At 67.9% G+C, this 25,791-nt stretch carries 25 protein-coding genes; 13 read left to right on the top strand and 12 right to left on the bottom strand.

Annotation, left to right across the window (positions count from 1 at the left end):
• Positions 1 to 14: 14 nt before the first annotated feature.
• Genes ACIBL3_RS17710 through ACIBL3_RS17685 form a run of 6 tightly spaced genes read right to left on the bottom strand, consistent with a single transcriptional unit; the run spans position 15 to position 7,669 of the window.
• Positions 15 to 1,373, bottom strand: coding sequence for a hypothetical protein (locus tag ACIBL3_RS17710; RefSeq protein ID WP_396354459.1), 1,359 nt, complete (start codon positions 1,371 to 1,373; stop codon positions 15 to 17).
• The gene (locus ACIBL3_RS17705; protein WP_396354458.1) at positions 1,366 to 2,157 is read right to left on the bottom strand and encodes an amidohydrolase family protein; all 792 of its coding nucleotides are present in this window, start codon (positions 2,155 to 2,157) and stop codon (positions 1,366 to 1,368) included. The genes ACIBL3_RS17710 and ACIBL3_RS17705 overlap by 8 nt, the downstream gene beginning before the upstream one ends.
• Positions 2,154 to 2,945, bottom strand: coding sequence for an amidohydrolase family protein (locus tag ACIBL3_RS17700; protein WP_396354457.1), 792 nt, complete (start codon positions 2,943 to 2,945; stop codon positions 2,154 to 2,156). The genes ACIBL3_RS17705 and ACIBL3_RS17700 overlap by 4 nt, the downstream gene beginning before the upstream one ends.
• Complete coding sequence (locus ACIBL3_RS17695; RefSeq protein WP_396354456.1) at positions 2,938 to 5,295, bottom strand: heparinase II/III family protein; 2,358 nt, start codon at positions 5,293 to 5,295, stop codon at positions 2,938 to 2,940. The genes ACIBL3_RS17700 and ACIBL3_RS17695 overlap by 8 nt, the downstream gene beginning before the upstream one ends.
• Positions 5,292 to 6,347 (bottom strand): Gfo/Idh/MocA family protein, encoded by a 1,056-nt coding sequence (locus ACIBL3_RS17690; RefSeq protein ID WP_396354455.1) that lies wholly within the window; start codon positions 6,345 to 6,347, stop codon positions 5,292 to 5,294. Before ACIBL3_RS17690 ends, ACIBL3_RS17695 begins: the two co-directional genes overlap by 4 nt.
• The gene (locus ACIBL3_RS17685; protein WP_396354454.1) at positions 6,344 to 7,669 is read right to left on the bottom strand and encodes an ABC transporter substrate-binding protein; all 1,326 of its coding nucleotides are present in this window, start codon (positions 7,667 to 7,669) and stop codon (positions 6,344 to 6,346) included. Before ACIBL3_RS17685 ends, ACIBL3_RS17690 begins: the two co-directional genes overlap by 4 nt.
• Positions 7,670 to 7,867: 198 nt before the next feature.
• Here ACIBL3_RS17685 and ACIBL3_RS17680 point away from each other — a divergent pair, with 198 nt between their 5' ends.
• From ACIBL3_RS17680 to ACIBL3_RS17650, 7 genes are all read left to right on the top strand, one after another.
• Entirely contained in the window at positions 7,868 to 8,749 is an 882-nt protein-coding gene (locus ACIBL3_RS17680) for a carbohydrate ABC transporter permease (protein ID WP_396354453.1), read from the top strand.
• Positions 8,749 to 9,618, top strand: coding sequence for a carbohydrate ABC transporter permease (locus tag ACIBL3_RS17675; RefSeq protein WP_396354452.1), 870 nt, complete (start codon positions 8,749 to 8,751; stop codon positions 9,616 to 9,618). Before ACIBL3_RS17680 ends, ACIBL3_RS17675 begins: the two co-directional genes overlap by 1 nt.
• A 62-nt stretch (positions 9,619 to 9,680) precedes the next feature.
• A complete protein-coding gene (locus tag ACIBL3_RS17670) occupies positions 9,681 to 11,207 on the top strand; it encodes a hypothetical protein (RefSeq protein ID WP_396354451.1) in 1,527 nt (508 codons plus the stop codon).
• Positions 11,204 to 12,025: a fumarylacetoacetate hydrolase family protein gene (locus tag ACIBL3_RS17665; protein WP_396354450.1), complete on the top strand. Its 822-nt coding sequence runs from the start codon at positions 11,204 to 11,206 to the stop codon at positions 12,023 to 12,025. The genes ACIBL3_RS17670 and ACIBL3_RS17665 overlap by 4 nt, the downstream gene beginning before the upstream one ends.
• Complete coding sequence (locus ACIBL3_RS17660) at positions 12,022 to 12,873, top strand: 6-phosphogluconolactonase (protein WP_396354449.1); 852 nt, start codon at positions 12,022 to 12,024, stop codon at positions 12,871 to 12,873. The genes ACIBL3_RS17665 and ACIBL3_RS17660 overlap by 4 nt, the downstream gene beginning before the upstream one ends.
• The gene (locus ACIBL3_RS17655; protein WP_396354448.1) at positions 12,866 to 13,609 is read left to right on the top strand and encodes a sugar isomerase domain-containing protein; all 744 of its coding nucleotides are present in this window, start codon (positions 12,866 to 12,868) and stop codon (positions 13,607 to 13,609) included. Before ACIBL3_RS17660 ends, ACIBL3_RS17655 begins: the two co-directional genes overlap by 8 nt.
• Positions 13,600 to 14,703, top strand: coding sequence for an N-acetylglucosamine-6-phosphate deacetylase (locus ACIBL3_RS17650; RefSeq protein WP_396354447.1), 1,104 nt, complete (start codon positions 13,600 to 13,602; stop codon positions 14,701 to 14,703). The genes ACIBL3_RS17655 and ACIBL3_RS17650 overlap by 10 nt, the downstream gene beginning before the upstream one ends.
• A 1-nt stretch (position 14,704) precedes the next feature.
• On the opposite strand, the gene ACIBL3_RS17645 is transcribed toward ACIBL3_RS17650, so the two are convergent.
• Positions 14,705 to 15,673, bottom strand: a complete 969-nt coding sequence (locus ACIBL3_RS17645) for an aldo/keto reductase family protein (RefSeq protein WP_396354446.1) — start codon at positions 15,671 to 15,673, stop codon at positions 14,705 to 14,707.
• Between the two features lie 237 nt (positions 15,674 to 15,910).
• Here ACIBL3_RS17645 and ACIBL3_RS17640 point away from each other — a divergent pair, with 237 nt between their 5' ends.
• Positions 15,911 to 17,335: a glycoside hydrolase family 6 protein gene (locus tag ACIBL3_RS17640; protein WP_396354445.1), complete on the top strand. Its 1,425-nt coding sequence runs from the start codon at positions 15,911 to 15,913 to the stop codon at positions 17,333 to 17,335.
• Between the two features lie 100 nt (positions 17,336 to 17,435).
• On the opposite strand, the gene ACIBL3_RS17635 is transcribed toward ACIBL3_RS17640, so the two are convergent.
• Positions 17,436 to 18,290 (bottom strand): SDR family oxidoreductase, encoded by an 855-nt coding sequence (locus ACIBL3_RS17635; protein WP_396354444.1) that lies wholly within the window; start codon positions 18,288 to 18,290, stop codon positions 17,436 to 17,438.
• 124 nt (positions 18,291 to 18,414) lie between these two features.
• On the opposite strand from ACIBL3_RS17635, the gene ACIBL3_RS17630 reads away from it, so the two are divergent.
• Positions 18,415 to 19,317 carry an AraC family transcriptional regulator gene (locus ACIBL3_RS17630; protein WP_396354443.1) on the top strand — a complete coding sequence of 301 codons (903 nt, stop codon included), beginning with the start codon at positions 18,415 to 18,417 and terminating at the stop codon, positions 19,315 to 19,317.
• Here ACIBL3_RS17630 and ACIBL3_RS17625 read toward each other — a convergent pair.
• On the bottom strand, positions 19,304 to 20,353 hold the full coding sequence (locus ACIBL3_RS17625; protein WP_396354442.1) for a LuxR C-terminal-related transcriptional regulator: 1,050 nt from the start codon (positions 20,351 to 20,353) through the stop codon (positions 19,304 to 19,306). The two genes, ACIBL3_RS17630 and ACIBL3_RS17625, sit on opposite strands and share 14 nt — an antisense overlap.
• 144 nt (positions 20,354 to 20,497) lie before the next feature.
• Here ACIBL3_RS17625 and ACIBL3_RS17620 point away from each other — a divergent pair, with 144 nt between their 5' ends.
• The 4 genes from ACIBL3_RS17620 to ACIBL3_RS17605 all read left to right on the top strand — a co-directional run bounded on the left by ACIBL3_RS17620 (position 20,498) and on the right by ACIBL3_RS17605 (position 24,253).
• Positions 20,498 to 20,938: a cupin domain-containing protein gene (locus ACIBL3_RS17620; RefSeq protein WP_396354441.1), complete on the top strand. Its 441-nt coding sequence runs from the start codon at positions 20,498 to 20,500 to the stop codon at positions 20,936 to 20,938.
• Positions 20,935 to 21,309: a DUF1304 family protein gene (locus ACIBL3_RS17615; RefSeq protein WP_396354440.1), complete on the top strand. Its 375-nt coding sequence runs from the start codon at positions 20,935 to 20,937 to the stop codon at positions 21,307 to 21,309. The genes ACIBL3_RS17620 and ACIBL3_RS17615 overlap by 4 nt, the downstream gene beginning before the upstream one ends.
• A 143-nt stretch (positions 21,310 to 21,452) precedes the next feature.
• On the top strand, positions 21,453 to 22,991 hold the full coding sequence (locus ACIBL3_RS17610; RefSeq protein WP_396354439.1) for an alkaline phosphatase D family protein: 1,539 nt from the start codon (positions 21,453 to 21,455) through the stop codon (positions 22,989 to 22,991).
• Between the two features lie 8 nt (positions 22,992 to 22,999).
• Positions 23,000 to 24,253: a hypothetical protein gene (locus ACIBL3_RS17605; RefSeq protein ID WP_396354438.1), complete on the top strand. Its 1,254-nt coding sequence runs from the start codon at positions 23,000 to 23,002 to the stop codon at positions 24,251 to 24,253.
• Between the two features lies 1 nt (position 24,254).
• On the opposite strand, the gene ACIBL3_RS17600 is transcribed toward ACIBL3_RS17605, so the two are convergent.
• Genes ACIBL3_RS17600 through ACIBL3_RS17590 form a run of 3 tightly spaced genes read right to left on the bottom strand, consistent with a single transcriptional unit; the run spans position 24,255 to position 25,726 of the window.
• Entirely contained in the window at positions 24,255 to 24,614 is a 360-nt protein-coding gene (locus tag ACIBL3_RS17600) for a DUF4345 domain-containing protein (protein ID WP_396354437.1), read from the bottom strand.
• Between the two features lie 9 nt (positions 24,615 to 24,623).
• A complete protein-coding gene (locus tag ACIBL3_RS17595) occupies positions 24,624 to 25,226 on the bottom strand; it encodes an anti-sigma factor family protein (RefSeq protein WP_396354436.1) in 603 nt (200 codons plus the stop codon).
• Entirely contained in the window at positions 25,223 to 25,726 is a 504-nt protein-coding gene (locus tag ACIBL3_RS17590; protein ID WP_396354435.1) for a sigma-70 family RNA polymerase sigma factor, read from the bottom strand. The genes ACIBL3_RS17595 and ACIBL3_RS17590 overlap by 4 nt, the downstream gene beginning before the upstream one ends.
• Positions 25,727 to 25,791 lie beyond the last annotated feature (65 nt).

Below are 25,791 nucleotides of genomic sequence, written 5' to 3'. Positions count from 1 at the left end.
TCCTAGGGGCGGGGTCAGTCGAGCTTCTCGGTGAGCAGCCGGAACTGCTGGCGGGGCCGGCCGCCACCGGTCGAGCGGGCCGGTGGCACCGGCCAGGCCAGGCCCGCCTCGACGAGTTCCTTCAGCATCCGGCGGCCCGTTCGCGGGGTGACCTGCATGATGTCGGCGACGCTCTCGACGTCCACGACGACCTGCTGACCGGCTTCCGACGGGGTCGCGGCCGCGATCGAGCTGACGATCTCGTACGCGCGTTGGTCGACCGGCGAGATGAGATCGAGCGCGGCCGCCGGAGCAGCTGGTGTGGCGGCCGGCAGCTCGGTCCGGACGGTCGTGCCGTCCAGGTAGACCGCGACCTTGCCCTCGCGACCGACCGAGTCCTCGACAGCCATCAGTGCGTTGGCCTCGGCTGCACGCGCCGTCTGTCCCGCCCCGGCGCCGACTGCCACTGGCACGCCGAGCTGCGCGGTCAGCGCACCGAGGAACGGCGCGACGGTGAACTGCTCGGTCAACCGGACGAGCGAACCGTGCGTCGTGGTGACGAGGAACAACGTGTCGGAGCGACGCGCAACCGTCGCTCCCACCTGACGCGCTTCCGCCAACAGCTTCTGATGGGTCAGTACGGCGAGCTCCTGCTGCCAGTAGTCGCCGGACTCGGCCCGCGACGACCCGGTCGGAATCAGCTGTACCGCGATCATCGCGAGCTGATGGGCACCCATTCGCGTGCCCTGGCCGAGTAGCACCGCGGTCTCGAGCGCATCGCGCACACTCGACCGCGTCGGCGCGATCCGCAACACCGGAACGCCCTGCGCCCGGAGCTCACGTTCCACCGAGAGGATCGTGGTCAGCGCCAGCGTGGTGCCGTCCTGCTCCCACTTCTCTCGGTGGAAGGCGGCGAATCGCGGCACCGACTCGGGTCCCTCGTACGGAATGTCGTAGACGTCGGCGGTGTCGAGGCCGATCTCGCCGTACGCCTCCTCGACATCGGCTGCGGAGAGCGAGTCGATGCTGACCCGGCTCAGGTCGACGTCCTCGACGGTCAGCGATGCGCGGAGCAAGGCGGCGTACAGCGCGGCGCCGGTGAGTGGTAGGTGGGTCGACGGGACCGTGAGCCAATGGCCGGCTGTGGCGAGGTCGAACACCCACGGGCCAGGGAATACGGCAGCGTCGATCCGGTCCCGCAGCTTCAGGTACCGCTCCTCGGCTTCGGTCTGGTCGTCGTACCCGCCCGTCACGAACTTCACGCCGTGCGGAGAGCGGTCGGCGAGCTGCTGCCCGACCTCCGCCATCGTCTTCACCAGCTTGCGCGGCCCGAACAGCCCGACCGTGACCGGTGGCAGCCGCTCGCCCGCCGTGGAAAACGCTTCTTCACTCATCTGGATCCCCCGGAAGTGGTCGCCATCGGAACAGTCTGCGGGCGTTCCCGCTGAGAACATCTTGACGTTGACCATCCGTCAGAGGCGCGCACACCACTCGGCCGAGCGACATGCGTTGGTCGATGAACGGGAAATCGGAGCCGAACAGCACCCGCCGGCTGCCGACCTGTTCGACCATCTCCATGATCAGCGGCCCGGTCATCTGCGAGCCACACACCTCCAGCCACAGCGACTCGTGCCGTACGGCGGCCTCGATCGACTCGTCCACCCCAGCCGGCGTGATCCCGGCGTGCCCGAGGATTACGGCAGCGCCCGGGTACCTCGTCGCGACGGCCTCGAACATCGGCGGGGCGTCGTACGCCGACTGGTGCTCGGAGTGGCTGAGCACGGGGCAGCCGGTCGCCTCGGCGAACTCCCACACCGCGGTGTACCGCGAGCCGGTCACCGGGTACCGGTGGAGTGTCGGGTGCACCTTGATTCCGACGAACCGGTCGTCGTCCGCGAGCCGTTTCAGCTCCCGCTCGGGGTCCTGCCAAGGGTTGATCACCGCGTAGGCCGCGATGCGGTTCGGGTAGGCGTCGACCGCGGCGAGAGCTTGGGTGTTGCCGAGGTGGGCGTCCTGCTGGATGGCGCGGTTCGCCGCGATCACGGTGACCTCGGTCCCGGTCCGGTCCATCACCCCGACCATCGCGGCGGCGTCCGGCTCGGGGATGTAGAACAGCGAGTACGGTCCGAGGTGGGCGTGGACGTCGACCACCCTGCGCTGCGGCTGCCGGCCGATCATGACGGCCCTCCGGAGTCCACCAGCGCAGTACGACGGCCGCCGAACAACCGCAGCGCTGTACCGGCACCGATCTGCGCCACGGTGTCGTTGTCGAGACCCGACCAGGCGAGGCGGACGATGCTCTCACCGGGATCGCGCAGCCCGAGCCCGGTCGCGAACAGCAGCCGATCCGCGGCACCGTGGCTCGCCAGCCACTCGATCGCCTGGTGACTGGCGAAGTCGACCTGATCGACGTACAGGTTCCGGTGGTCCCGGATCGCCGCCCATAGATTGCGCAGTTGGCGATACCCGAGGCTGGAGATCACGATCGGCAGGGCGGGGAACCGCGTGGCGATGTGGTCGAGGTGATGCCAGTCGATCTCGGTGAGGTCGATGCATAAGGGCAAACCGTTGGCGGCCAGGCCCGAGTAGAGGCCGTGCATCGCGGTGTGCACCGGCGAGTAGCCATGAGACCGCGGGTACAAGCGGAACGCCGCTACCCCGTCGGCCACCGCTTGGTCGACCAGACCGCCCAAGGAGTGCAGCTCACCAGGCGTTGGCGGCACTGCGGTCCAGCAAGCCAGCACGCCGCGGTCTGCCAGGCTGTGCGCCACTGCGCTGGCCTCCGCGTTCCCGCCGATCGGATCGTGCAGCCACGAGGCCATTGAGCTGACGAGAGCACCCGACATCGAGTACTTGTCCAGGTGAGCCGCGATCGCGTCCCGGTCGCTGGCCGGCAGGAGTGACGCGGGATGCGCACCCGTCACGATGCGAGCGTCGAACCACCCGCTGGTCACGTCGTCACACATGATGCACCCCGTCAATCGTCCAGCGACCGGCGTACGGCAACGTCAGCTGTGCCCACCCCTCGTCGTCGCTCTCGGCGGCAATCGGTACTCCGTCCAGCCGCAACACGTCACCTGGCCGGATCCACAGCGCGCACCGCCCAGAACAGGTCACCTCGAATCGCAGTCCACCGTCGACAATCGTCGCCTCGACATCCACCTCCGCCGCACTCCGCAACAACACCTGATCCCGGTCCCGCAACTCACGAAGCCGCCAGCCGGTTGCCCACGACAACTTCCCGTCGACGGTCCGCACCCAGCTGGACGCGCCGACCCGGTCAACCGTGCACCCGTGATCGACTACGAGCGTCGCCCCATCAATGGCCACCCGAACATCAGCCGCCCGCGCCCCCTCATGCGGAACAAGCACAGTAGTGAAGTCCCCGCTGTCCCGCGTCAACACCAGCGAATACAACGCCCCATACTCCGCCACCCCATCACCAACCGGGCGCCGAGCAACCCCCTCGACCAACTCAACCCCACCCACCCCGACCGAGCTGCCGCCGGTGGCGTCGACGCCGATCACAGCTGGGTCGCCGCCGGCTAGGCCGGATGAGTCGACGCCGGCGACACCGTTCGAGTCGGCTCCGGCCGCACCGTGGTCGCCCGCTTCGATTAGGAGTAGGCCTGGGCCGTTTGGTGGTGAGGCGTCGTAGGTGAGTGGTCCGACTTGTTGCCAGGGATGTAGTGACTGCCAGTGTGCGCGGAAGACGTGTCCGGGGGCCGGCGCGCGGTCGGAGATGACCGCGAAGGCGGGCTGCTCGCGGACCATTGCGATTGTGCGTGACTGGGGTAGGCCGCTGCCGTGGTGCTGCCCGGTGAAGACAGCGACGTGGCTGGTGTCGACTAGCGGGTCGATGGTCACACCGCGATCGGTACCCAGCTCGCGGTCGTCCACCAGCACCGAGTTGTGGCCCCGACCCGACTGGTACCAGGTCAGGTACTCCGGATCGTCATAGCTCGGCGGACCACCTGCCTCCCACAGCAGCGGCTGTCCCCAGCCCTCCAACACCAGATCGAGCACGGCGCGATGCGAATGCGACTCCAGCTCATGCTCGATGTGCGGCCCGAAGTTGATCACCGCACGCAGCTCGTCGCCACGAAGGATCACGTAGCCGGAATCGGCCATCACAGTGGCACCCGCCGGCTGCGGCACCGGAATTTCGCGGGCAGTGGCCAGCGTCTCCATCCACCGCTGCTGCCTGGCCGCATCGTCCCACGCCGGCAACATCGCAGCCTCGGTGGCGAACTGCGCAGGCGTCAGCCACTGCGCCGCGACCCTCGCCAAGGCTGGGTTGTCGAGCACGTAGCTGCCGCGAAGCAGGCTCAGCGCCGGCCACTCGATGTGGCTGTCCTGCAGATGCGGAATCCAGCCCTCGGCAGACGCCAGCTCGGCCAGCCACTCGTGCATCGCACTCAGCTTCGGATGCTCAGCGAACTGCCGATCGACCAACGCCGCCGTCTGCAACGCGGTCAGGCACATCTTGTGATAGCCGGGGGAGCGCTCATAGTGCCCACCGTCGCCGTACACATCCAGCAGCAGGTGCTCGTGGATTCGCTCCCGCGCCCGCGACGCCCAACCCTCCGCCTCGACCAGATCAGGCAGTACGGCGCTGAGGTGCAGCAACTCGGTCGCGCACACGAGCTGCCAGTTCCCGTGCCGGAAAACGTCGTGCTCGTCGTACGCCCATCGGGCACCGCCGACCAGGGTCGCCACCAGCCGGCCCCAGACTCGATCCGAGAGAGCCGACTCGGTCAGAACCTCCAACGCAGGCAGGAGATTCCGGCAACGGGCCCACGTGCCGAGTGAGTACCAGATGACGTCGAGCCCTGGCCACTCGCCGGTCACCGAGTCACGCTGCGAGTACCAATCGTCGAAGTGCTGCTCGAAGGCGGCGAGGTACCGCTCGTCGCTCGTCAGCAACCACGCGTGGACCCCGGGAGACAACCAGCCCAGGTAGTGAAACCCGTACCGCCGGGACCTTCCGTGCTCGCGCCCCGTCACCTCCACACCGGTAAGCAACGGCTCCGCAGCCGCAAGCACCGCATCCACCGCCGCCGATGAGCCGGTCTCGCCGGTGCGACGCGACGAGGTATCTGTCCCGTCAGCGTCCGCCGTGGAGCGGATCGCCTCGATCCATTCCGGCAACGGCCAGGCGGGCCTCCGCATCCGCCTGGCCACGAACGCGCGGAGGGTGCCGAGGTCGTCGACGCCGGCGGGGGCCCCGAACGCCTTGATCAGGTCGTCGGTGCCGATCCGGTTGATCCGGCCATCGATGTGCCGCGGCTTCTCTGGACTCTTGATGGTTGTCATCCGTTCCCCGGGTCGGCCAGCATGGAGACGTCGACGGGTTGCCGAGTCTCGATCGAGGTGTGAGCGGCTTCGAGCACGGCGGTCACGTTCCGGCTGCTCTCGATCGTGATGAGCGGTTGCGCACCGGTGCGGCAGCAGGTGATCCAATGTGCGATCGCGTCCGCGTACGCACCGGCCGGAATGCCGTGCATCACTCGTTGCAGCATGTTCCTGGGATAGGTGTAGCGATCCGGGGTCGCCAGTACGACGCTCTCCTTCTGCCGGTCCAGTTGCACTACGCCGTTGTCGGTGACGACCGCGACGTAGGAGTCGACCGTGGTCGGGAACGTGTTCGGGTAGATCCACGCGGATTCGAACGTGGCCACCGCGCCGCGGGAGTACTCGGCCTGGATCTGGATGGCGTCCGGTGTCTCGATGCCGAGCGAGCGCAGCTTCCCCCAGCGGGCGGTCGCGTAGACCCGTTGCACCTGGTCGCGGAGCAGCCAGGACACCAGGTCGATGTCATGGCTGGACAGGAACCACGCGCAGGTCGTCCGGTCGGCCCAGGACAACATCTCGGTCGGCACGAAGATGGTGTCGTCCTTGCGGGCGTACGCGACCGCGGCCTCGCCGAGATCCGCCAGCAACTCGTGCGCCTGGGCGTAGGCCGGAACCCAACGGTGGTTGAACAAACACATCGCCACGACACCGTGCTCGCGGATCGCCTTGACTGCGGCGTCCGCCTCGGCGACCGAGGTGGTCAGCGGCTTCTCCACCAGGATGTGCTTCCCGGCCTCGGCGGCCCGGACCATCATTTCGCCGTGCAGATGGTCCGGGGTGGTCAGGACGACAGCGTCGACGCCGTCGTCCTGCAGCAGGGTGTCGAGGTCCGAATGGATCGCGGGCCGCGGGGCGCCGCGGCCCTGGATCTCGCCGGCCAGCCGTTCGGCGCTGTCCGCCGAGCGGCTGGTGACGGCGGTGACCTCGACCTCGGGCAGCCCGGACAGGGACAACGCATTGCCGCGTCCCATGATCCCCGCGCCGACGATGCCGATCCGGATGGTGCTGCTCATTTGCTGCCCTTCGCGAGCGTTTCGTTCCAGGCCTTCTCTGCCTCGTCCAGCGCGGACTTGGCCGGCTTGGTGCCCGACATGTACGCCCGGATCTGGTCGTCGAACAACTTGCGCAACTGCTCGTCGTTCCCGGAGCCGAGGGAGGCGTCCACGCTGTTCTTGAACGTGCCCAGCAGGATCTTGCGGGCCTGGTCGGCCGGGGTAGTGCCGCTGATGTCGGTGAAGAACGGATCGGCCAGCGCCTTCAGTGACGACGGGTAGATCGGCACCAGTTTGCACAGTGCGAGCTGCTGCTCGGGGGCGGTGACGAACTTCAGCCACGCGGCCGCGGCGGCCTGGTTGTCCGACTTCGCCGGGATCGTGACGATCTGCTGGCCGGACATGTAGTACTTCCCGTCCGCCCCGGTGACCGGTGGGCCGACGACGATCGAGCCGTAGACGGCCGGCGAGTTCTTCTCGATGTTCAGCAGGCTGCTGGACACGGCCGCGGGGTTGAACGCGATCTGCTTGTTCTCCAGCGACTGGGGGAGCTCACGCGGGTTGGCGCCCAGGCTTCCCGGGGCGATCGCACCGGCGTCGAAGAGCGGCTTGAACTTCTCCACCAGCGCGAGCGTCTCTGGAGTGTTGAACGCGGCCTTCTTCTTGTCCGGTGACAGCAGTGGGATCCCGTTGGCCTGGACGACGGCGGAGTAGGCCATGAAGTTGGTCGCCGACTTCCCGGTGGCGTTCTTGTACGCCGTGGCCAGCGCGAGCGCGTCGTCGTACGTCTTCGGTGGTTTGGCCGGGTCGAAGCCGGCCGTGGCCAGCAGGTCCTTGTTGTAGAAGGCCAGCGACGTGCCGCCGTTGTACCAGGGGATGGCGACTCGCTTGCCGTCGACAACGAGCGGGTCGGAGAGGTTGGTCGCGTAGTCCGCGAGTTCTTCCTTGCTGAACAGGGAGTTCAGGTCGGAGAGCGAGCCGGCGAACAGCCCGGTCGTCGCGGAGGTGATGTTGACCGCGTCCGGGACCTTGCCGCTGGCCAGCGCGGCCAGCAGCTTGGTCGTGATGTCCTGGCCCGGCACGTCGACCCACTTGATGGTGACGTCGGGGTGCTGCTTCTCGTAGGCGTCGATCCACTTCTGGATGTCCGGCCCGTAGTTCTTCTGCAGGTTGATCGTCCACCACTCGACCTCACCGGAGTACGCGTCGCCCGACTGCTCGGGCGCATCTCCGGTGGCCGGGTTGCCGGACACACAGGCGCCCAGGGTCAGCGACAGCCCCAGGGCCATGGCGAGCGTGGGAACCAGCCGGCCCCGCAGCAAGGATCGTGTGCTTCGCGCCATGGCGCGCTCCTCTGAAAGATGGAATGTCCCAAACGGCGTTTCCAGACATCATGTTCGCCGAGTCCGGCCGCGATCGTCAACTGAAGGGTGTGGAAAATTCCTTGAAGTTACGGGTGGCGACCAGCAGGGCATCTGAGCTACGGTCTTCTCCATCGCAAATCCGTAAGCTGGGTTTCAGACGCGAAGGGCGGGATGCCTATGTCGGGTCTCAGCGGCCGAGTGGTCGGCCAGCGCTGGTACACGCCGTACGTCTTCATGCTGCCCGGGCTGCTGCTGTACGTCGCGATGTTCGCCTGGCCGGCGGTGATCGCGATCCAGCTCGCGTTCTCCGACTACGACATCGTCCACCCGATCCAGTGGTCGGGGCTGGACAACTTCGCCCGGCTTGTGGACGACCCGCGGGTCTGGATCGCGCTGCGGAACTCGCTGCTGTTCGTGGTGATGTTCCTGCCGCTGACCGTGGTCGCACCGCTCTTCCTGGCCATGCTGGTGAACGTCAGGCTCCGCGCGATCCAGACGTTCCGGATGCTCTACTACCTGCCGGTGATCACGTCGATGGTGGCCGTCGCGGTCGCCTGGAAGTACGTGTTCAACCGTGAGGGCGTGGTCAACTGGCTGCTGCAGGTGGTCGGACTGGGGCCGATCGACTTCCTGCTCGACCGGCACTGGGCGCTGCCGACCGTTGTCCTGCTGGAGGCGTGGAAGAACGCGGGCCTGTTCATGATGATCTACCTGGCCGGCCTGCAGGCGGTGCCGTCCGAACAGCTCGAAGCGGCGACGATCGACGGCGCGAACGGGCGGCAACGGCTCTGGCACGTGATCGTGCCGTCGTTGCGGCCGACGTTCGCGGTCACCTTGATTCTCAGCATGCTCGAGGCGATGCGTGCCTTCGAGTCCGTCTACGTGCTGACCCGCGGCGGTCCGCTCGACTCCACTCTCACCCTCGGCTACTACATCTGGTCGAAGGCCTTCGAGGACTACGACATGGGCTACGCCAGCGCGGTCGGCCTGGTGCTGTGGGCGATCATGATCGTCCTCGCGGCGGTCAACCTGGTGGTCACCCGCCGGAAGGACGTCTGATGGCGACCCGGCGGCTGTACCGCCAGTCTCGGTGGACGGCGCGACCGAGCCGGCCGACGGTACGACGGATCGCCTTCTACCTCCTGCTCATCGCGGTGGCCGCGCTGTTCATCGGCCCGTTCCTGATCCTGCTCAGCTCGGCGATCAAGCCGGCCACCCAGGACGTCTTCGGGTTCCCGCCGGACCTCATTCCGCGGCCCCCGGTGCTGGACTGGTTCCGGGAGGCGTGGACGACGATCCCGTACGCCCGCTTCCTGGTGAACTCCCTGATCTACGTCGGGATCACGGTCCCGGTCTACCTGGTCGTGTCGGCGCTGACGGCGTACCCGCTGGCCCGGATCGCGTTCCGCGGCCGCGGGCTGTTCTTCATGCTGTTCCTGTCGATCATGTTCCTGCCGGGCGAGCTCATGCTGATCCCGCGCTTCCTGGTGATGAGCCAGCTGGAGCTGACCGACACCTTCGCGTCGGTGATCCTGCCCGCGATCCTGTCCTCATTGGGCATCTTCCTGCTCCGCCAGGCGTTCTCGCAGATCCCGGACGAGATCGTCGAGGCGGCCCGAGTGGACGGTGCCAACGAGTTCGCCATCTTCTGGCGGATCGCCGTCCCGATCGTCACGCCGACGCTGGCGGTGCTCGCGATCCTCGGGTTCGTCTCGGTCTGGAACAGCTTCATCTGGCCGATGGTCGTGCTCACCAGCCAGTCCAAGTTCCCGATCGCACTCGGGATCGCCTACCTGAGCGGCGTGGCCGGCACCGACGTGCGCGGGCTCGCGGCCGGCACGGTGATCTCGCTGATCCCGGTCATCGCGGTCTTTCTCCTGCTCCAGAAACGCATCCTCGACAGCATGGGCGGCGCCGTCAAAGGCTGACCGCTGTACCTCCGCCCAACCCCTCTCCCCGCCCACCCCCTGCCAGCAAGTGAGGCCATCAGATGACCCCGCACATCACCAGACGCACACTGCTGCTGGGCTCCGCTGCCACCGGAGTCCTCGCCTGCACAGGCACGTCCGCCGTCCCCGCCTTCGCCGACGCCCTCGTCTACGACTCACCCGAGGCTTTCGACGCCGCCCAAGCTGCCTATCTCGCGACCGATGCCCAACACAACGAAGCCGGCCTCTACGCCTGGGGTGAGTCCTACTTCCTGCTCGGGCTGCTCAGGATGTACGAGGCGTACGGCGACCTGCGGTATCTGCAGACCTTCGAGCAACGGGCCGCCCACGTGCTGGCGACCACCGACCAGGGCCGCGGAGTCACCGACTACCTCGGCCGCTCAGGCAAGGTCTGGCGCACCGCCGGCAACTACACGGCCGGGCATGCCGAGCTCCCCGACAGCAGTGGAGGCGCGGCAATCCAACTCCGCTGGGCCGGCGCGCGGTCGGCCGAGTCCACAGCGGAGGTAGCCAACGTCGCCGGCAACACCTTCGACCTGATCCTCCGCAACCCTGGCACCACCGCCGTTGTGACCCTGCGCGGCGTCTCGCTCGACCCTTCAGGTGCGTCGTACGTCGTGACCGCGGTCAACAACGCCTACACAGCAGGGCTGCGCTGGACGGCCGTCGACGTGAGGACGTCGCCCGCGGCGGCCAGCCCGCCGAGCCCGCGGACGATCATCTTCCAACCTCAGTACTACGTGTTCGCCGTGCACACCGGGATGGTCGCGTTCCCGCTCGCCCGCTATGTGCGGATGGTGTTCGAGTCGCCGAGGCTGAAGCGAGGCGCGCGGATGCGGACGGCTCTCCAGCTGCTCAGCGCGGTCCGCGAGGCCGTCGCCTTCCACGACTCCGAGTACGTCGCGCGCGCGGACGGATCAGGCGACTACGTCTGGCCGAAGGGTGCGCCGATTCCCTTCGACGGCACGATCCAGCCGTACAACCAGAGTCATGGCCTCGGCCAGGCGCTGGCGGAGCTGTATCGCGCGACCGGAGAACAGCGCTACCGCGCCAAGGTCGAGCAGATGCTCAAGGCCTACCGGGTCGCTCTCGCCCTCGGTGCCGACGGCGCCTACGTCTGGCCCTACTGGCCGCCGTACAGCGAGTTGTATTCCGGTTACCCCAAGACCGCGGGCGTTTCGGAGTACACCCCGTCGTACCCGGCCTCCCGGCAGATCGAGGACATCAGCCACGCGGCGATCAGTCTCGAGTTCGTCCAGGCGGCGTACGAGGCGGGCATCGATGACGGTCTGGCGGCGGATGTGCATCGGTTCACTGCGACGTTCACGAAGAAGGTGATCCGGTCGGCGACCGAGGTGTGGCTCCGCGTCGACGGTACGACGGACGCCGTACCGGCCAATGCGGTCCAATGTGCGCGCTGGGGTGCTTACGCTGAACACGATCCACTCGTCTACCGGCAGTCCCTGCGGGTGTACGACGCCGTACAACTCGTGCCGTCGCAGGGGTCGCACGCACTCGGGATCGCGTACTTGAACTGGGCCAAACAAGGAGCTTGGAGGAAGCAGTGAAGTTTCTGCGTGTCCATACCGACGAGGGTCTGCGGGACGCTGTGCTGACCGAGGACGGCCGGGTGGCGACGCTGCCGGGGGAAGCCGAGGCGTTCGATCCGGATCGTCTGCGCGAACGTGGCGCAGCGGCTGGCGATGGTGTGCCGTTCGAGGACGTGCGCCTTGCCGCGCCACTCAGTCCCGGCAAGGTCGTGTGTGTCGGGTTGAACTACGCCGACCACGCGGCTGAGGGCGGTCAGGCGGCGCCGCCCGAGCCGATTCTGTTCATGAAGGCGCCCGACACCGTGGTCGGTGCGCACGACGACGTGGTCATCCCGCGCGGTAGCGAGAAGACCGACTGGGAGGTCGAGCTCGGGGTGGTGATCGGGCGTACGGCGTCGTACCTCGAGACCGATGCGGAAGCGCTCGAGCACGTCGCTGGGTACGTGCTGGTGAACGATGTCTCCGAGCGGCATTTCCAGCTCGAACGCGGCGGGCAATGGGACAAGGGGAAGAATGCGCCGACGTTCTGCCCACTCGGACCGTGGCTGCTGACTGCCGACGAGGTTGCCGATCCGCAGGCGATCAAGCTTGGCCTCGACGTGAACGGTGAAGTGTTGCAGGACAGTTCGACCGCGGAGATGATCTTCGGCGTCGCCTACCTGGTTCGCTACATCTCGCAGTTCATGACGCTGTATCCAGGCGACGTGATCAGCACCGGCACGCCGGCCGGGGTTGGCGCCGGCCAGAAGCCACCTCGCTATTTGAAGGGGGGCGACGTGCTCCGGGTCTGGGCCGACGGGCTCGGCGAACAGCACACCCGGCTGATCTCTGCATGAACGTCGAGACTTGGCCCGATCCAGCCGCCCTCGGGACGGCCGCGGCAGCCGCGGCGGCGGAGTCCTTGCGGCGGACCATCGACGAGCGGGGCACGGCCCGGCTCGTGCTGGCGGCTGCGCCGAGTCAGCTCCACACGCTCGCCGCGCTCGCCGTTGCTGAGGGCATCGACTGGCGACGGGTCGAGGTCTTTCACATGGACGAGTACGTCGGCCTGCCGCCGGACGCAGAGCAGCGGTTCGGCCAGTGGTTGCGCCGGCACTTCGTCAACCAGGTGCCACCGACCGACCAGCTGCGGTCGACCGACCGGGTGCTGTCGAGCGAGCGGGTGGGACGGGCCGATCAGGTGGGGTCGGGTGGCCGGGTGGGGTCGGGTGACCAGGTGGGGTCGGGCGATCGGGTGAGGTTGGCGGTGATTGATCCGGAGGGTGGGGCGGAGCCGGGGGCGGAGGCGGCGCGGTACGCGAGGCTGGTGTCGGCTGCGCCGATTGACATTGTGCTGGCCGGGATCGGGGTCAACGGGCATCTCGCGTTCAACGATCCGCCGGCTGACTTCAGTACCACCGACGTCGTGCAGGTGGTTGCCTTGGACAACACCAGTCGGCGGCAGCAGGTCGACGAAGGGTTGTTCGGCGCGCTGGACGACGTACCGACACATGCGTGGACGTTGACTGTTCCGTTCCTGTTGTCGGCTCGGGAGATCTTTTGCATGGTGTCGGGGCCGGCGAAGCGGGAGGCGGTACGGCGGACCCTGGCCGGGCCGGTGGATCCCGCCGTACCGGCGACCGCGTTGCACACGCATCCGCGGACGCGGCTGTTCCTCGACCTGGAGGCGAATCCCGATGAGTGAGTACCTGACCGTGATCACGGAGCTCCTCGGCCGGATCGAGGTCGAGGAGAAGGACTCGATCGCCGCGGCGGCTCGGCTGATGGCTGATCAGGTCGCGGCCGATCGGCTGATCCAGGTGTACGGTCCCGGTGGTCACTCGAACCTTGCCGCGCAGGAGATCTTCTTTCGGGCAGGCGGTCTGATGCACATGTCGGCGCTGCTCGACGAAGGGACGTTGCTGTCCAACGGTGCGCTGCGCTCGATGGCGGTGGAGCGTACGCCGGGCTACGGTCGCATCGTGGTCGAGAACGCGGGGCTCGGCGGGGACGATCTGCTGATCCTCGTCAATGCGTATGGGATCAACGCGGCCTTGATCGACGCTGCGCTGACGGCGCAGGAGCGTGGTGTGCTGACGATCGGAGTGAGCTCGCGGCAGCACGCTGAGCAGACCGCGTCGACCCATCCCGCGCGGCACCCGAGTGGCGCAAACCTGCACGACCTCGTCGAGGTTGCCGTGGACACCAAGGTGCCGATCGGGGACGCGGTGATCCAGTTGGCCGGGATGCCTGAGCGGGTCGCCGCGGTCTCGACGTTCGCCAACGCGTTCACCTTGAATCTCATGGTCTTGCAGACGATCGAGCGGCTGATCGAGCTCGGGGTCGTGCCGCCGGTGTGGCGCAGCGGCAACGCGCCGGGCGGCGACGAGGCGAACGCGGAGTTCATCCACCGCTTCCGAGACCGAGTCCGATGGCTCTGACCGGCCGAGACCCGTGGACCGGCCAGCTGCTGCGCGTTGAGCAAGCGGGTGGTCGTGTCACGGCAGTTGAGTTCCTGTCGGGGGATGAGGAGGACTTGCCCTGGGTTAGTCCGGGACTGGTTGATCTTCAGGTGAATGGGTTTGGGGGGTTTGATGTCAATGGGGATGAGTTGTCGGTGGAGGTGGTTGTTGGGTTGTGGGAGGTGTTGCGGGGGGTCGGGGTGACTACGTTTGTGCCGACGCTTGTGACCGCTGGTGCGGAGCGGACGCGGTGGGCTGTCGGGGTTTTGGCTGAGGCGCGGCGGCAGTATCCGGAGGTGGCTGGGGCGGTTCCGTTCGTGCATTTGGAAGGGCCGCATATTTCGGCGCAGGACGGTCCGCGGGGGTGCCATGACGTGAGGTTTGTGCGGGCGCCGGATTTCAAGGAGTTCGAGGAGGTTCAGCGGGCGGCCGGCGGGCTGGTCGGGATGATGACCGTGTCGCCGCATTGGGTGGAAAGTGTGGAGTTCATTGCCGCTGTGCGAGCCACCGGGACCAGGGTGGCGATCGGGCATACGCATGCCACCACCGCGCAGATTCGTGCCGCGGTGGATGCCGGGGCGCGGCTGTCCACGCACCTCGGGAATGGTGCGCACGCGCAGCTTCCACGGCACCCCAACTACCTCTGGGCGCAGCTCGCCGACGACAGGCTGAGCGCGGGATTCATTGCCGACGGCCATCACCTTCCGGTCGAGACGTTCGTGGCGATGGTTCGGGCGAAGGGAGTCGAGCGGTCCTTCCTGGTGTCCGACTCGGTGGCAGTCGGAGGTCAGTCGCCCGGGTGCTACGAGACCGCTGTCGGTGGCGACGTGGAGCTCACTGACGACGGACGATTGCTCGTCCGAGGTACGCCGTACCTGGCCGGAGCAGCCGCCCCGCTGAAGGACGGGGTCGGCTGGGCAGCCGCTGCGTTCTCGTTGCCGGAGGCACTTACCATGGCGACGACGAACCCTGGCCGGATCGTCGGCGGCATGACAGGTCAGCTGAGACCGGGGACGCCGATGTCGAGTGTGGTCACGTTCCGGTGGAAGGACGGCACGCTGGACTTCAGCTGATTCAGGCCGTCCGCTCAATGGTGTCGCCGAGGATCGTGTCGATGGCGTCGAGCAGCTCCGGGTCGAGCTTGATGCCGGATGCGGCCGCGGAGTCGGCCAGCTGTGAAGGACGCGAGCCGCCGACGATCGCGGACGAGATCCCGGGCTGCTGCAGCACCCACGCAATCGAGAGCTGGGCGAGCGACAGCCCGGCGTCAGCCGCGAGTGGTTTGAGTCGCTGGATCCGCTCGAGCAGGTCGTCGTAGAGGAGCCGTCCGATGAACTCGGATCCGGTCTCGTCGGTTGCTCGCGAACCGGCGGGCGGCGGCTGTCCGGGCAGGTACTTGCCGGCCAGCACGCCTTGCGCCAGCGGCTGGTAGACGATCTGCCCGATGCCCTCGGATGAGCACAGCGGTACGACGTCGGCCTCGATCGTGCGACGCAGCAGGTTGTACTGCGGCTGGTTCGACACGATTCGGTCCAAGCACATGCTGTCCGCGATCGACAGTGCCCGCCTGATCTGGTCGGCCGACCACTCGGACACCCCGACGTACAGCACCTTGCCCTGCCGGATCAGGTCGTCGAACGCTCGCAGCGTCTCCTCCAAAGGCGTGTCGTCGTCGTACCGATGTGCCTGGTACACGTCGATGTAGTCGGTGCCGAGCCGTCGGAGCGATGCGTGTGCCGCCTCCATCACGTGCTTGCGCGACAGCCCACGCTCGTTCGCACCAGGGCCGGTCGGCCAGTAGAGCTTGGTGAGGATCTCGACCGACTCCCGCCGTACGCCGGCCAGCGCGAGGCCGAGCACCTCCTCCGCGCGGGAGTCGGCGTATGCGTCCGCGGTGTCGAACGTGGTGATCCCGGCGTCGAGCGCTGCCCGGGTGCAGGCCAGGGCCTGCTCCTGGTCGATCTGTGCGCCGTGGGTGATCCAGTTGCCGTAGGCGATCTCGCTGATCCTCAGGCCGCTGCGGCCGAGCCTGCGATGGAGCATCGGGGGTCCTCTCATCCGAGCGCCGCAAGCAGAATCTGGGAGCGCTTCCAGCCGAAGTGTAGTCAGCGAGAGGTGCACCGCACACCCTCAAAACCGAAGTGAGCAACCGAGAGCGCGGCCTTGACGTGCAGCGACGACGTCGGCACCATGCCTGGTGACACCGCCATCAACGCGGTCAGATTGAAAGCGCTCCCGGACTGTCTTCCGCCCACATCATCAGACAGGAGAGCAGCACTCATGAGATGGATCACCCGCGGCCTGCTAGCGGCCGCGCTCGCCCTGGGTGTGGTCGTCCCGGCCACGACACCCGGCGCCGGCGCGGCCACCGAGCTCATCAAGAACGGCTCCTTCAGCAGCGGTACGACGAACTGGTGGAGCTCCGGCAACACGCCGATCACCATCGACGCCGGTCAGCTCAAGGCGGTCGTCCCGAGCGGCACCGCCAACAAGTGGGACGCCATGCTCGGCCAGAAGGTCCCCGCGTTCCCGGTCCACAAGGACCACCGCTACGTCCTGTCCTTCGACGCCCGCGCGAGCGCCGCTCGTGAGGTCCGGACCACCGTGCAGCTCAACGTCGCCCCCTACACGGCCAACCTCGACAAGACCTTCACCGTCGGCACCACGACCAAGCGCTACGCGTTCGCCTTCACGGCCACCCAAGAGATCACCAACTCGGAGCTGACGTTCCAGCTCGGCGGCGTGGCCGGATACACGCTCTGGCTGGACAACGTGTCGCTGGTCGACAACTACGGCAACGTGGCCGGCGATCCGGTGTCGATGACCAGTGGGTTCTACGTCGACCCGGACAACAACGCCAAGGTGTGGGCGGACAAGCCGGCGAATGCCGGTCATCCGGATCGGCAGTTGATCATCGACAACCTCGCGACCAAGCCGATGGCGCGCTGGTTCGGTGGCTGGAGCGGCGACATCGCCGACGCGGTCCACCGGTTCGTCCGCGACGCGGACGCGGCGGACAAGCTGCCGACGCTGGTGGCGTACAACATCCCAGGCCGAGACGCCTGCGGCGGGCACTCCAGCGGGGGAGCGCAGGCGGTGGCGGCCTACAAGGACTGGATCGAGACGTTCGCAGCGTCGATCGGCAACCGGCCGGCACTGGTCATCCTGGAGCCGGACTCGATCGGCGACTTCCAGTGCATGAAGACCGAGCAGGACCGGACCGATCGCGTCGAGATGCTGAGTTTCGCGCTGCGGGCGTTCAAGGACCTTGCTCCGAACACCTGGACCTACGCGGACGGCACGAACAAGGGCTGGGCCGTGGAGATCACCGTGCCGGAGGTGGCCCGGCGACTGAACCTGATCGGGGTCGCGAGCGCCCATGGCGTCGCGGTGAACGTGTCGAACTACTACACCACCGCCGACAGCGTCGCCTATGCGAACGAGCTCAACGGCCGGCTCGGGGCGTCGAAGCCGTTCGTGATCGACACCAGCCGCAACGGCAATGGGCACAACGGTGAGTGGTGCAACCCGGCGGATCGCAAGCTCGGTGTGACCTCGCGGGTCGGTGGCGGTGCCGAGATGCTGCTCTGGATCAAGGTCCCTGGTGACTCCGACGGCGACTGCGGTATCGGGGCCGGGATCCCGGCCGGCAGCTTCGATCCGTATCTGGCGAAGTCGCTGATCCTCGGCGACAGCACTCCCTGAGGGCTGACCGGGCCCGAGTGGGCCGTCCCGTCGGCTCGGGCCCGGTCTTCGACGCTGGTACGGCGTACGGTGGACAGGCGCCCGTACGTCGTACCAGCTTTCACTGCTTCAGAGCAGTGGCGATCGTGTCGGCGATCGGCGTGGTCGGGCGGCCGATCAGGCGGCTCAGGTCACTGCCACGGCCGGCCAGCAGGCCGCGCTCGATGGCGGCGTCGACATCGACCAGGATGTGCGCCATCGGCTCCGGCACGCCGGCGCCGGTCAGGATGCCGAGCAGCACGTCGCCCGGAACGTTGTTGTGGGCAACATCCTTCCCGGTCTGCCGAGCCAGCTCGGCCGCGTACTCGGCCAGCGACCACGCGGTGTCGCCGTTCAGCTCGTAGGCCTTCTTCTCGTGCCCCGAGCCGGTCAGTACGGCGGCCGCCGCGGCAGCGTAGTCGCGCCGGGACGCGGATCCGATCCGGCCCTCACCCGCGGCGCCGACGACACCGTGCTCGAGCTGGACGGACAGCTGCTGGGTGTAGATCTCGCTGTACCAGCCGTTGCGCAGGAAGGTGTAGCTCAGGCCGGAGTCGAGGATCGCCTGCTCAGTCGCCTTGTGGTCGGCGGCCAGGTCGAAGTCGGCCTCGGGTCCGCCGAGCACACCGGTGTAGGCGATCCGGGCGACACCGGCTTCCTTTGCGGCGTCGATGACCGCCATGTGCTGAGCGACCCGGTTGCCGACCTCACTGCTCGAGATGAGCAGCACGGTGTCGCCTTCCTTGAATGCGGTCGCCAGACTGGCGGGGTCGTTGTAGTCGGCGATCCGGATCTCGACGCCACGGGCCGCGATTCCGGCGGCCTTCTCGGCGTTCCGCACCGCGGCGACGACCTGGTCGGCCGGGACGCGCTGCAGCAGTTCGTCGATGACGAGGTGGCCGAGCTGGCCGGTGGCGGCGGTGACGACGATGCTCATCCGTTCTCCTTTTGGTTGATCGTTGTATTACCCACAGCTTAGGAGTCAAGCGGAAGCGGTTCTATGTCTACCCAGCGCTGATTTATGTCTGATCGTCTTGCTAAGGACGCGTATGATGAGAATCATGGATGTTCTAGCTGACGTGCTGGCCGCGATGCGGTCCGGCCCGGCCACCTCCGGGCGGACCGAGGTGCGCGGGCCGTGGGGGCTGCGGTTCCGCGAGGCGCCGACCGCGGCGTTCCATGTCGTGCACCAGGGGACGTCGTGGCTGCTGGCGCCGGACGAGTCGCCGCTCGCGCTCGGACCAGGAGATGCCGTCCTGCTGCCACGCGGACTCGAACACACGTTGGCGGATCAGCCGGACTCGCCGGTGGTCGACTTCGATCCCGAGGACATACCGGCGGGCGGTGACGGAGCCAGGTCGCTCCTGCTGTGTGGTGCGTACCGGCTCGATCGGCAGCGTCCGCACCCGGTTCTCACCAACCTGCCCGAGGTCGTGCACGTCCCGGCCGATCCGGGCCGGCACCGAACCCTGCACACCGCGATCGAGATCCTCGGCGAGGAGCTCGACGCGAACCGGCCGGGGGCGGCGGCCGTCGTACCGGCGCTGGTGGACGCGCTCCTCGTGCTGATTCTTCGCGCCTGGCTCGAGGATCGGCGGTGTCCGACCGAGGGCGGTTGGTCGCGTGCCCTCACCGACACCGCGGTCGCGCAGTCGCTGGAGTTGATTCACTCGAAGCCAGGCGCCAACTGGACTGTTGCCGACCTCGCCGCCGATGTGGGTCTGTCTCGTGCGGCCTTCGCCCGGCGCTTCACCGAAGCCGTCGGCGAACCGCCGCTGACCTACCTGTCCCGCTGGCGGATGACGACGGCCGCGCGGCTGCTGCGGGACCACGATCGTCCCCTCGCCGCGGTGGCCAAGGAGATCGGGTACACCTCGGAGTTCGCGTTCGCGAAGGCGTTCAAGCGCGACTTCGGGATCGCGCCTGGTGCCTACCGCAAGCAGCCGGCGCTCAGTGGTACGTGAGGTCGTCCGGTCGTAGCGTCGCCACCAGCTCGCCCCGGCTGCGGACTCCGACCTTGGCGAACGCCGCCTTCAGGTGGTCCTGCACGGTGTGCGGCGAGATCGACAGCCGGTCGGCGATCTCCGGGGTCGTGTGACCGGAGATCACCTCGAGGCAGATCTCGCGCTCCCGGGTGGTCAGTCCGTACGCCGCCAGCAGCATGCCGACCAGGTGACGGCCGGACGCCGGCTCGATCGTCACCACGACCTCGGACTGGTCGTCGTCGCTGATCAACCGGCTGCCTTGCAGGACCACCCAGCCGCCGGCCGCGGTCTGCACCCGGGCCTGGAACGACCCGGACGCGGCGGCCAGCGTCCCGGTCACCACTGCCCGCAGCAACGTGTTGAACCGGCCGGGCGCGATGTCGTCCAGCGCGTCCTGCCAGGTCCGCGCGGCCGGCGTGACCGCGCGGGGCTCGCCGCCCGGCCCGGTCACCACAATGGACGGTCCGACCCCTCCTCGATACCCGTGGGCATCGGTGCGCACCGCCACTCTCGTCGCCGCGCCGATCGCCGGCGCCACCGAGCCGAGGAACTCCACCTCGCGATCGGTGAACTCCGTCCCACCCCGGACGAACCCGGCCGCACCCCAGCAGTCCCCGTCGACGATGAACGCCGCTCGCAGCTCGTGCTCGATCCCGAGCGGTCGCCAGACCTCGTTGAGCCGCCGGTGCCGGACGACCTCGCGGTACGGCAGATCGGACAGTCGCGCCACCGGGTACGGCAGTTTGGCCAATTCGGCGAACGAGTTCGGGTTGTCCGCGGCGTACTCGGTCTCGGCCAGCGTCGGTTCGTACTCCGCTGGAATCTTCACGCTGCCACTGGTCATCGAACTGATCACCAGCGTGCCGGGGTCCATCGACGCCCAGCAGGTCAGGTCGTCCCCGATGACCTGCTCCAGCACCTCGATCGCCGCGGCGTGCAGTTGCGCGACGCCCAGTCCTGACGTCGCCAGTGCCGCGATGTCGCGCCGCGCCGTCCGCGCCCGGCCCTCCCACATGCGCTCAGTATGCGCCGCCACCGACAGCCCGGCCATCCCCGAAATGTGGGGATTCGGGTCCCGCGACGAGCCCAGCCGGACGGGATGGATCGCGCTACAAAGCCTTCCTACGGTCGGCACAACAACCGAGCAGGGGAGGACATCATGACTGAATCGGTGCACCTGAGCACAGCGGGCACAGGCGCGGAGTACGTCGCTCCGGACGCGACCGTCACGGTGAAGGTCGGTGGAGAGCACACTGGAGCGCAGTACGAGATCTTCGAGATCGACGCGCCCCGCGGACCGGCCGCGCCGCCGCACAGCGAGACCTGGAGCAAGGCGTTCTACGTGCTGCAGGGCCGCATCCTGGTGCAGGCCGGCGACGAAGGCTACGACCTGGGTCCCGGCGCGTCGATCAGCATCCCGGCCGGGACGGTGAACACGTTCTCGGTGCTGACCCCGTCGGCGAAGTTCCTGGCCGTCAGCCAGACCGGAAAGATGGGCGACTTCTTCGCGGACCTCGCGACCGTCGACCCGACCGACTACGCGGCGCTGGGCGAGGTGTCGAGCCGGCACGGGGTCACGCTCGCCGGAGTCCCGACATGAGTACGGCGGCGCAGGTGCTGGCCATCGCGATCGCGGTGATGCTCACGGTCGTGTTCGTGATGGAGGCGATCCTTTACCGGAACCCGCGGCTGTACCCGATGTTCCTGACCAGGCCCGGTGACCTGGACGCGGTCCGGTTGTGGACGGTCAACATGGGCTGGTACAACCTCACGACCGCGGTTGCGCTGGTGGCGGGCGTCGTGCTCGTGCAGACCGATCACCTGCCGCAGGGGGAGGCGCTGATCGTCTTCACCGCCGCGCAGCACACCTTCATGGCGGTCGTCCTGGTGATCTCGCAGCCCAAGCTCTGGCTGAACGCGCTGCTGGAGGGGGTTCCTGCCGCGATTCTGCTCGTCCTTGCCCTCAACTAGGCAGCTATGAACGGTAGGAAAGTTACACAAATTGTCCCACTATGGGTATCAAGCACCACGCACTCTCAAGGTTCCCCGGATGGCTCCGTTCGCTTCACCGTCCGGGGAGCCCACCGCCCTGAGTAGTAGTGAAGGTGAGGCCCATGAGCCCAATCAGTCGCAGAACCCTGGTCTTCGGCGGGATTGCCGCCGCCGGAGTCAGCGCTCTTCCGGTCCGCTCCACCGTGATCGCGGCGACAGCGGCAGTCCCGTACCCGTTCCAGCTGGGGGTCGCGTCCGGTGAGCCGGACGCCAGCAGCGTCGTGCTGTGGACCCGGCTGGCGCCATCGCCCCTCAATGCCGACGGCCAAGGCGGCATGGCGAACGCCAACGTCACCGTCGACTGGCAGGTGTCCACCACGGACACCTTCAGCACCCTCGTCGCCTCCGGCACCGTCACTGCGGCGTACGCCGCCGCCCACTCGGTGCATGTGGTTGCCGGTGGCCTCAATCCCGACTCGGACTACTTCTACCGATTCCGTGCCCAGGGCCACATCTCGCCGGTCGGCCGGACCCGTACGGCGCCCGCCGTCGGCACCAACGGGCGTGACCTGGTCATGGCGTTCTCCTCGTGTGCGCACTACGAGGAGGGCTACTACACCGTCTACCGCCGGATGGCCGAGGAGAACCCGGGCCTCATCCTGCACCTCGGCGACTACATCTACGAGTACGGCGCTGTCGCCGGACGCACCCGGACCCACGCGGGCACGACCGAGATCGTGACGTTGGCGGACTACCGTCGGCGGTACGCGCAGTACAAGTCCGACCCGGACCTGCAGGCCGCCCACGCTGCCGCGCCGTGGATCGTCGTACCGGACGACCATGAGGTGGAGAACAACTACGCGAACATGGTGCGGGCGGACAGCACTCCGTCGCTCACCACTGCGCAGTGGACGTCTCGGCGGACGTCGGCGTACCAGGCGTACTACGAGAACATGCCGCTGCGGCCCGCGCAGGCCAACAGCGGCAACAGCATCCCGTTGTACCGCCGGCTGCGGTGGGGGAACCTCGCGACCTTCCACATGCTCGACACCCGGCAGTACCGCAACGACCAGGCATGTGGTGACGGCTGGAAGGTGTGCTCCGATGCGGACCTGGCGTCGCGCAGCCTGCCCGGCAACGCCCAGGAGACCTGGCTGCTCGATGGACTGGCGCAGCACTACGGCACCTGGGACATCATCGGTCAGCAAGTGTTCTTCGCCCGGCGGTTCAACGCGAGCGGCGCGAGCATGGATTCGTGGGACGGCTACCGCGCGTCCCGGGCCCGCATCCAGCAGGGCTGGGTGTCCCGCGGCACTCGCAACCCGGTCGTCCTCACCGGAGACGTCCACCGGGCCTGGGCGAGCGACCTGAAGGCCGACTACAACAACGCGAGCTCGGCCACGATCGGCTCGGAGCTCGTCACCAGCTCGGTCACCTCGAGTGGCGACGGCGACGGCGCGACCACGATCCCCGACGTTGGGACCAACCCGTGGCTGAAGTTCTACAACAACCGGCGCGGCTACGTCCGTACGACGATCAGCCCGACCCAGCTGCAGGCCGACTTCCGCGCGGTCGCGAAGGTGTCCGAGCACGGTGCCGCCGCGTCGACGGTGAAGTCGTTCGTCATCCAAGAGGGCCAGCCCGGCCTGCAGGCTGTGTGAGGGGAACGATGAAGAAGACACTCGCCATCACCGCGCTGGCGGCATCGTCGCTCGTGTTCACCGCCCTGCCGGCGCAGGCTCACATCGCCACCCCGACCTGGTCGACGGCCAACAGCGTGTCGACGGGGGACCAGGACAACCCGGCGATCGCGACCAACCGCAACGGCTACACCGCTGTGGTGTGGGAGGACGACCGCGACACCGACGACGCGACGACCAACGTGCACAGCGAGATCTACCTACGAACCTTCCGCAACGGTACGGCGCTCTACGAGGTGAAACTGTCCGCCGCGGGAAGTAGTGGCGTCACCAACTGGCGGCACCTGCACCCGGACGTTGGGCTGGACGACAAGGGCAACGCGGTCGTCGTCTGGCAGGACGACCCGGACGGCAACGGCTACTACAACATCCCGTACCGGGTAGTGAACACGGCCGGCACGGTCACCGCCTCAGGCTCCGCCAACAGCAGCGCGGACGGTCAGCAGATCAACCCGCGTGTCTCGGTGGACCCGGACGGTGCGCCGACGAGTGGTGCGGTCGCGTTCACCGTCGTGTGGGAAGACATTCAGGGCACCGCGCCGGCGACCGTGAAGGCGGCCGGGTACACCGGTCCGACCACGCGAGCCTGGGAAGTCACCGCATCGACGACGACCGGGCAGCACCACAACCCGGACGTGGCCGTGTCCGCCTCGGGTGACGCGGTCGTGGTGTGGGACGACGACGGTGACGCCAACGCGTCGTACGAGGTCGGGCTGATCCGGCTGGGCCGGACCAACGGTGCGGCCACGTTGTCCCGCCGGGTCGCGAACTCCAACACCACGGGCCAGCAGAGGCATCCGGCCGTAGCGGCCAACTTCAACGGCGACTTCGCGGTCGCGTGGGAGTCCGACCACACCGGTACGGCGGGAGCGTGGACGCGGAGCTTCACCGCCACCGGGGCCGCGCGGTTCGCGGATGTGCAGGTGGCGGCCGGCGGCAAGGCGCCGTCGATCGGCATCGACGACGTGTCCCAGACCGTCGTCGGCTGGACTGTTCAGGCCACCGATCTCAACGTCTGGGTCCGTGGCTTCGGGACCGACGGCACCGACACCGGCCGGCTGTCTGCACAGCAGCTCAACTCCCTGCCCGACGGGCGGCAGGAGCAGATGACGGTCGCCGTCTCGCCGTATGCCCAAGTCGCCGTGGCCTACACCGACGACAACGACGGCAACACCTACGACCAGATCTACCTGGGCCAGGACTTCTCCAACAACAGTTGGTGAGTCAGTTGACCGCGAACCACAACACCGCGGCCAGCACGACCTCGACCCAGAAGTAGAACCAGATCGGATAGAAGGCGGCCGGCCGGTCGACCACCCGCCCAACCAACCGGCCGGCTGCCATCCCACCCAGCGCAACCGCGACCGCGATCACGGCGCCGCGGCGGATGTCCGCGTCGATCGCCGCGACGACGAGCATCCCGGCGACGGCCAGCCCGAAGCCGCCGTACACGGCTCGGACCTCGGTGCGGGCGTGCGGTCCGGCCGCCTGGATCCCGAACGGCCGGACGAGCGCGGCCGGAGCGGCGAGCCCATACAGTCCCATGCCGGCGAAGAACACCGCCACGACCACTATTGCAATCATTGCAAGAGGCTACCGCGTCGTCGATGTGACCGTGCTGATCACGGTGTTTCCGGAGGTGACCACCTCGAGGCGGTCGATGTCGTCCAGCGGGATCGACGTGCTGGCCGGGACGTCGGCCCGGTAGGTGCTGGTTGTCGCCCACCAGCCGGCGATCTCCGTGGTGCCGTCACGGCCGTGCACGATGAGCTTGCAGTGCTCGGCCGGTGGTAGTCCGGCCATCTGCAGCTTGATGTCGGTGCCCCACGCGTGGCTGGTGAGCTGGGCGGTCACGTCGACGCCGTCGGTGGCTGTCCAGGTGACTTCATCGCTCGGTGCTTGCCAGCCGAGGATGCCTCCGATGACTGCGGCGATCACCACTGCGGCCGCCGCCAGGATCAGGCTGCGTCGGCGCGGCCTACGCCGTACCGGCAGTTGGAGAGGTGGCGCCGGCTCGTCGGCCTCGATGTCTTCGATAGGTACGGCGTGGAGCAGCCCAGGCAGGTGGGCGAACTGGAGGAGCGCCTCGCGGCACGAGTCACAGGTGACTAGGTGCCGTTCGGTCGCTCGGCGTTCCTCGACGTCGAGGGCGCCGAGCACGTACGCGCCGATCGCGATGGTCTCCGGACACGTCATGAGCCCGTCACTCCCTTCTCCTCCAGGGCGGCGCGTAATGCATGCAGGGCGTAGTAGCTTCGCGACTTGACCGTCCCGGGCGGGATGCCCAGGACGGCAGCCGCTTCCGCGACGGTGTGGCGCCGGTAGAACAGCTCGACGATGACCTGCCGGTGGTCGTGACTCAGCCCGCGCAGGACCTCGGCGACCTGCCACGCCTGTAGCACCCGGTCGATGTCGTCGCCGAGCGCCGCGAACTCGCGCCCCTCGATCGCCACCTCCGTCACCCGGGCGGCGCGCCGGCGCTGCCCGGAGATCACCAGGTTCCGCGCGACCGTGAACAACCAGCGCCCGGCCCGGTCCGGGTCGAGCTCGGCCGAGTGCGCCCAGGCGCGCGTCATCGTCTCCTGGACGATGTCCTCGGCGTACTGGTGGTCACCGCCTACCGAACGCAGGACGTAGCCGAACAACGGTCGCCGGTACCTGTCGTACAGCGCGCGGATCACGGTCTCGTCATCCACACTCAAGAAATACGCAGCAGAGCCGTCAAAGGTTCAACTGAACCCGGACGGCCCGCCGTGCGTAC

Origin of the sequence: Kribbella sp. NPDC050124 (assembly GCF_044460355.1) — a bacterium.
GTDB lineage: Bacteria > Actinomycetota > Actinomycetes > Propionibacteriales > Kribbellaceae > Kribbella.
The sequence above is the reverse complement of the archived record's forward strand: the minus strand, read 5'-3'. Positions and strand labels throughout refer to the sequence as shown.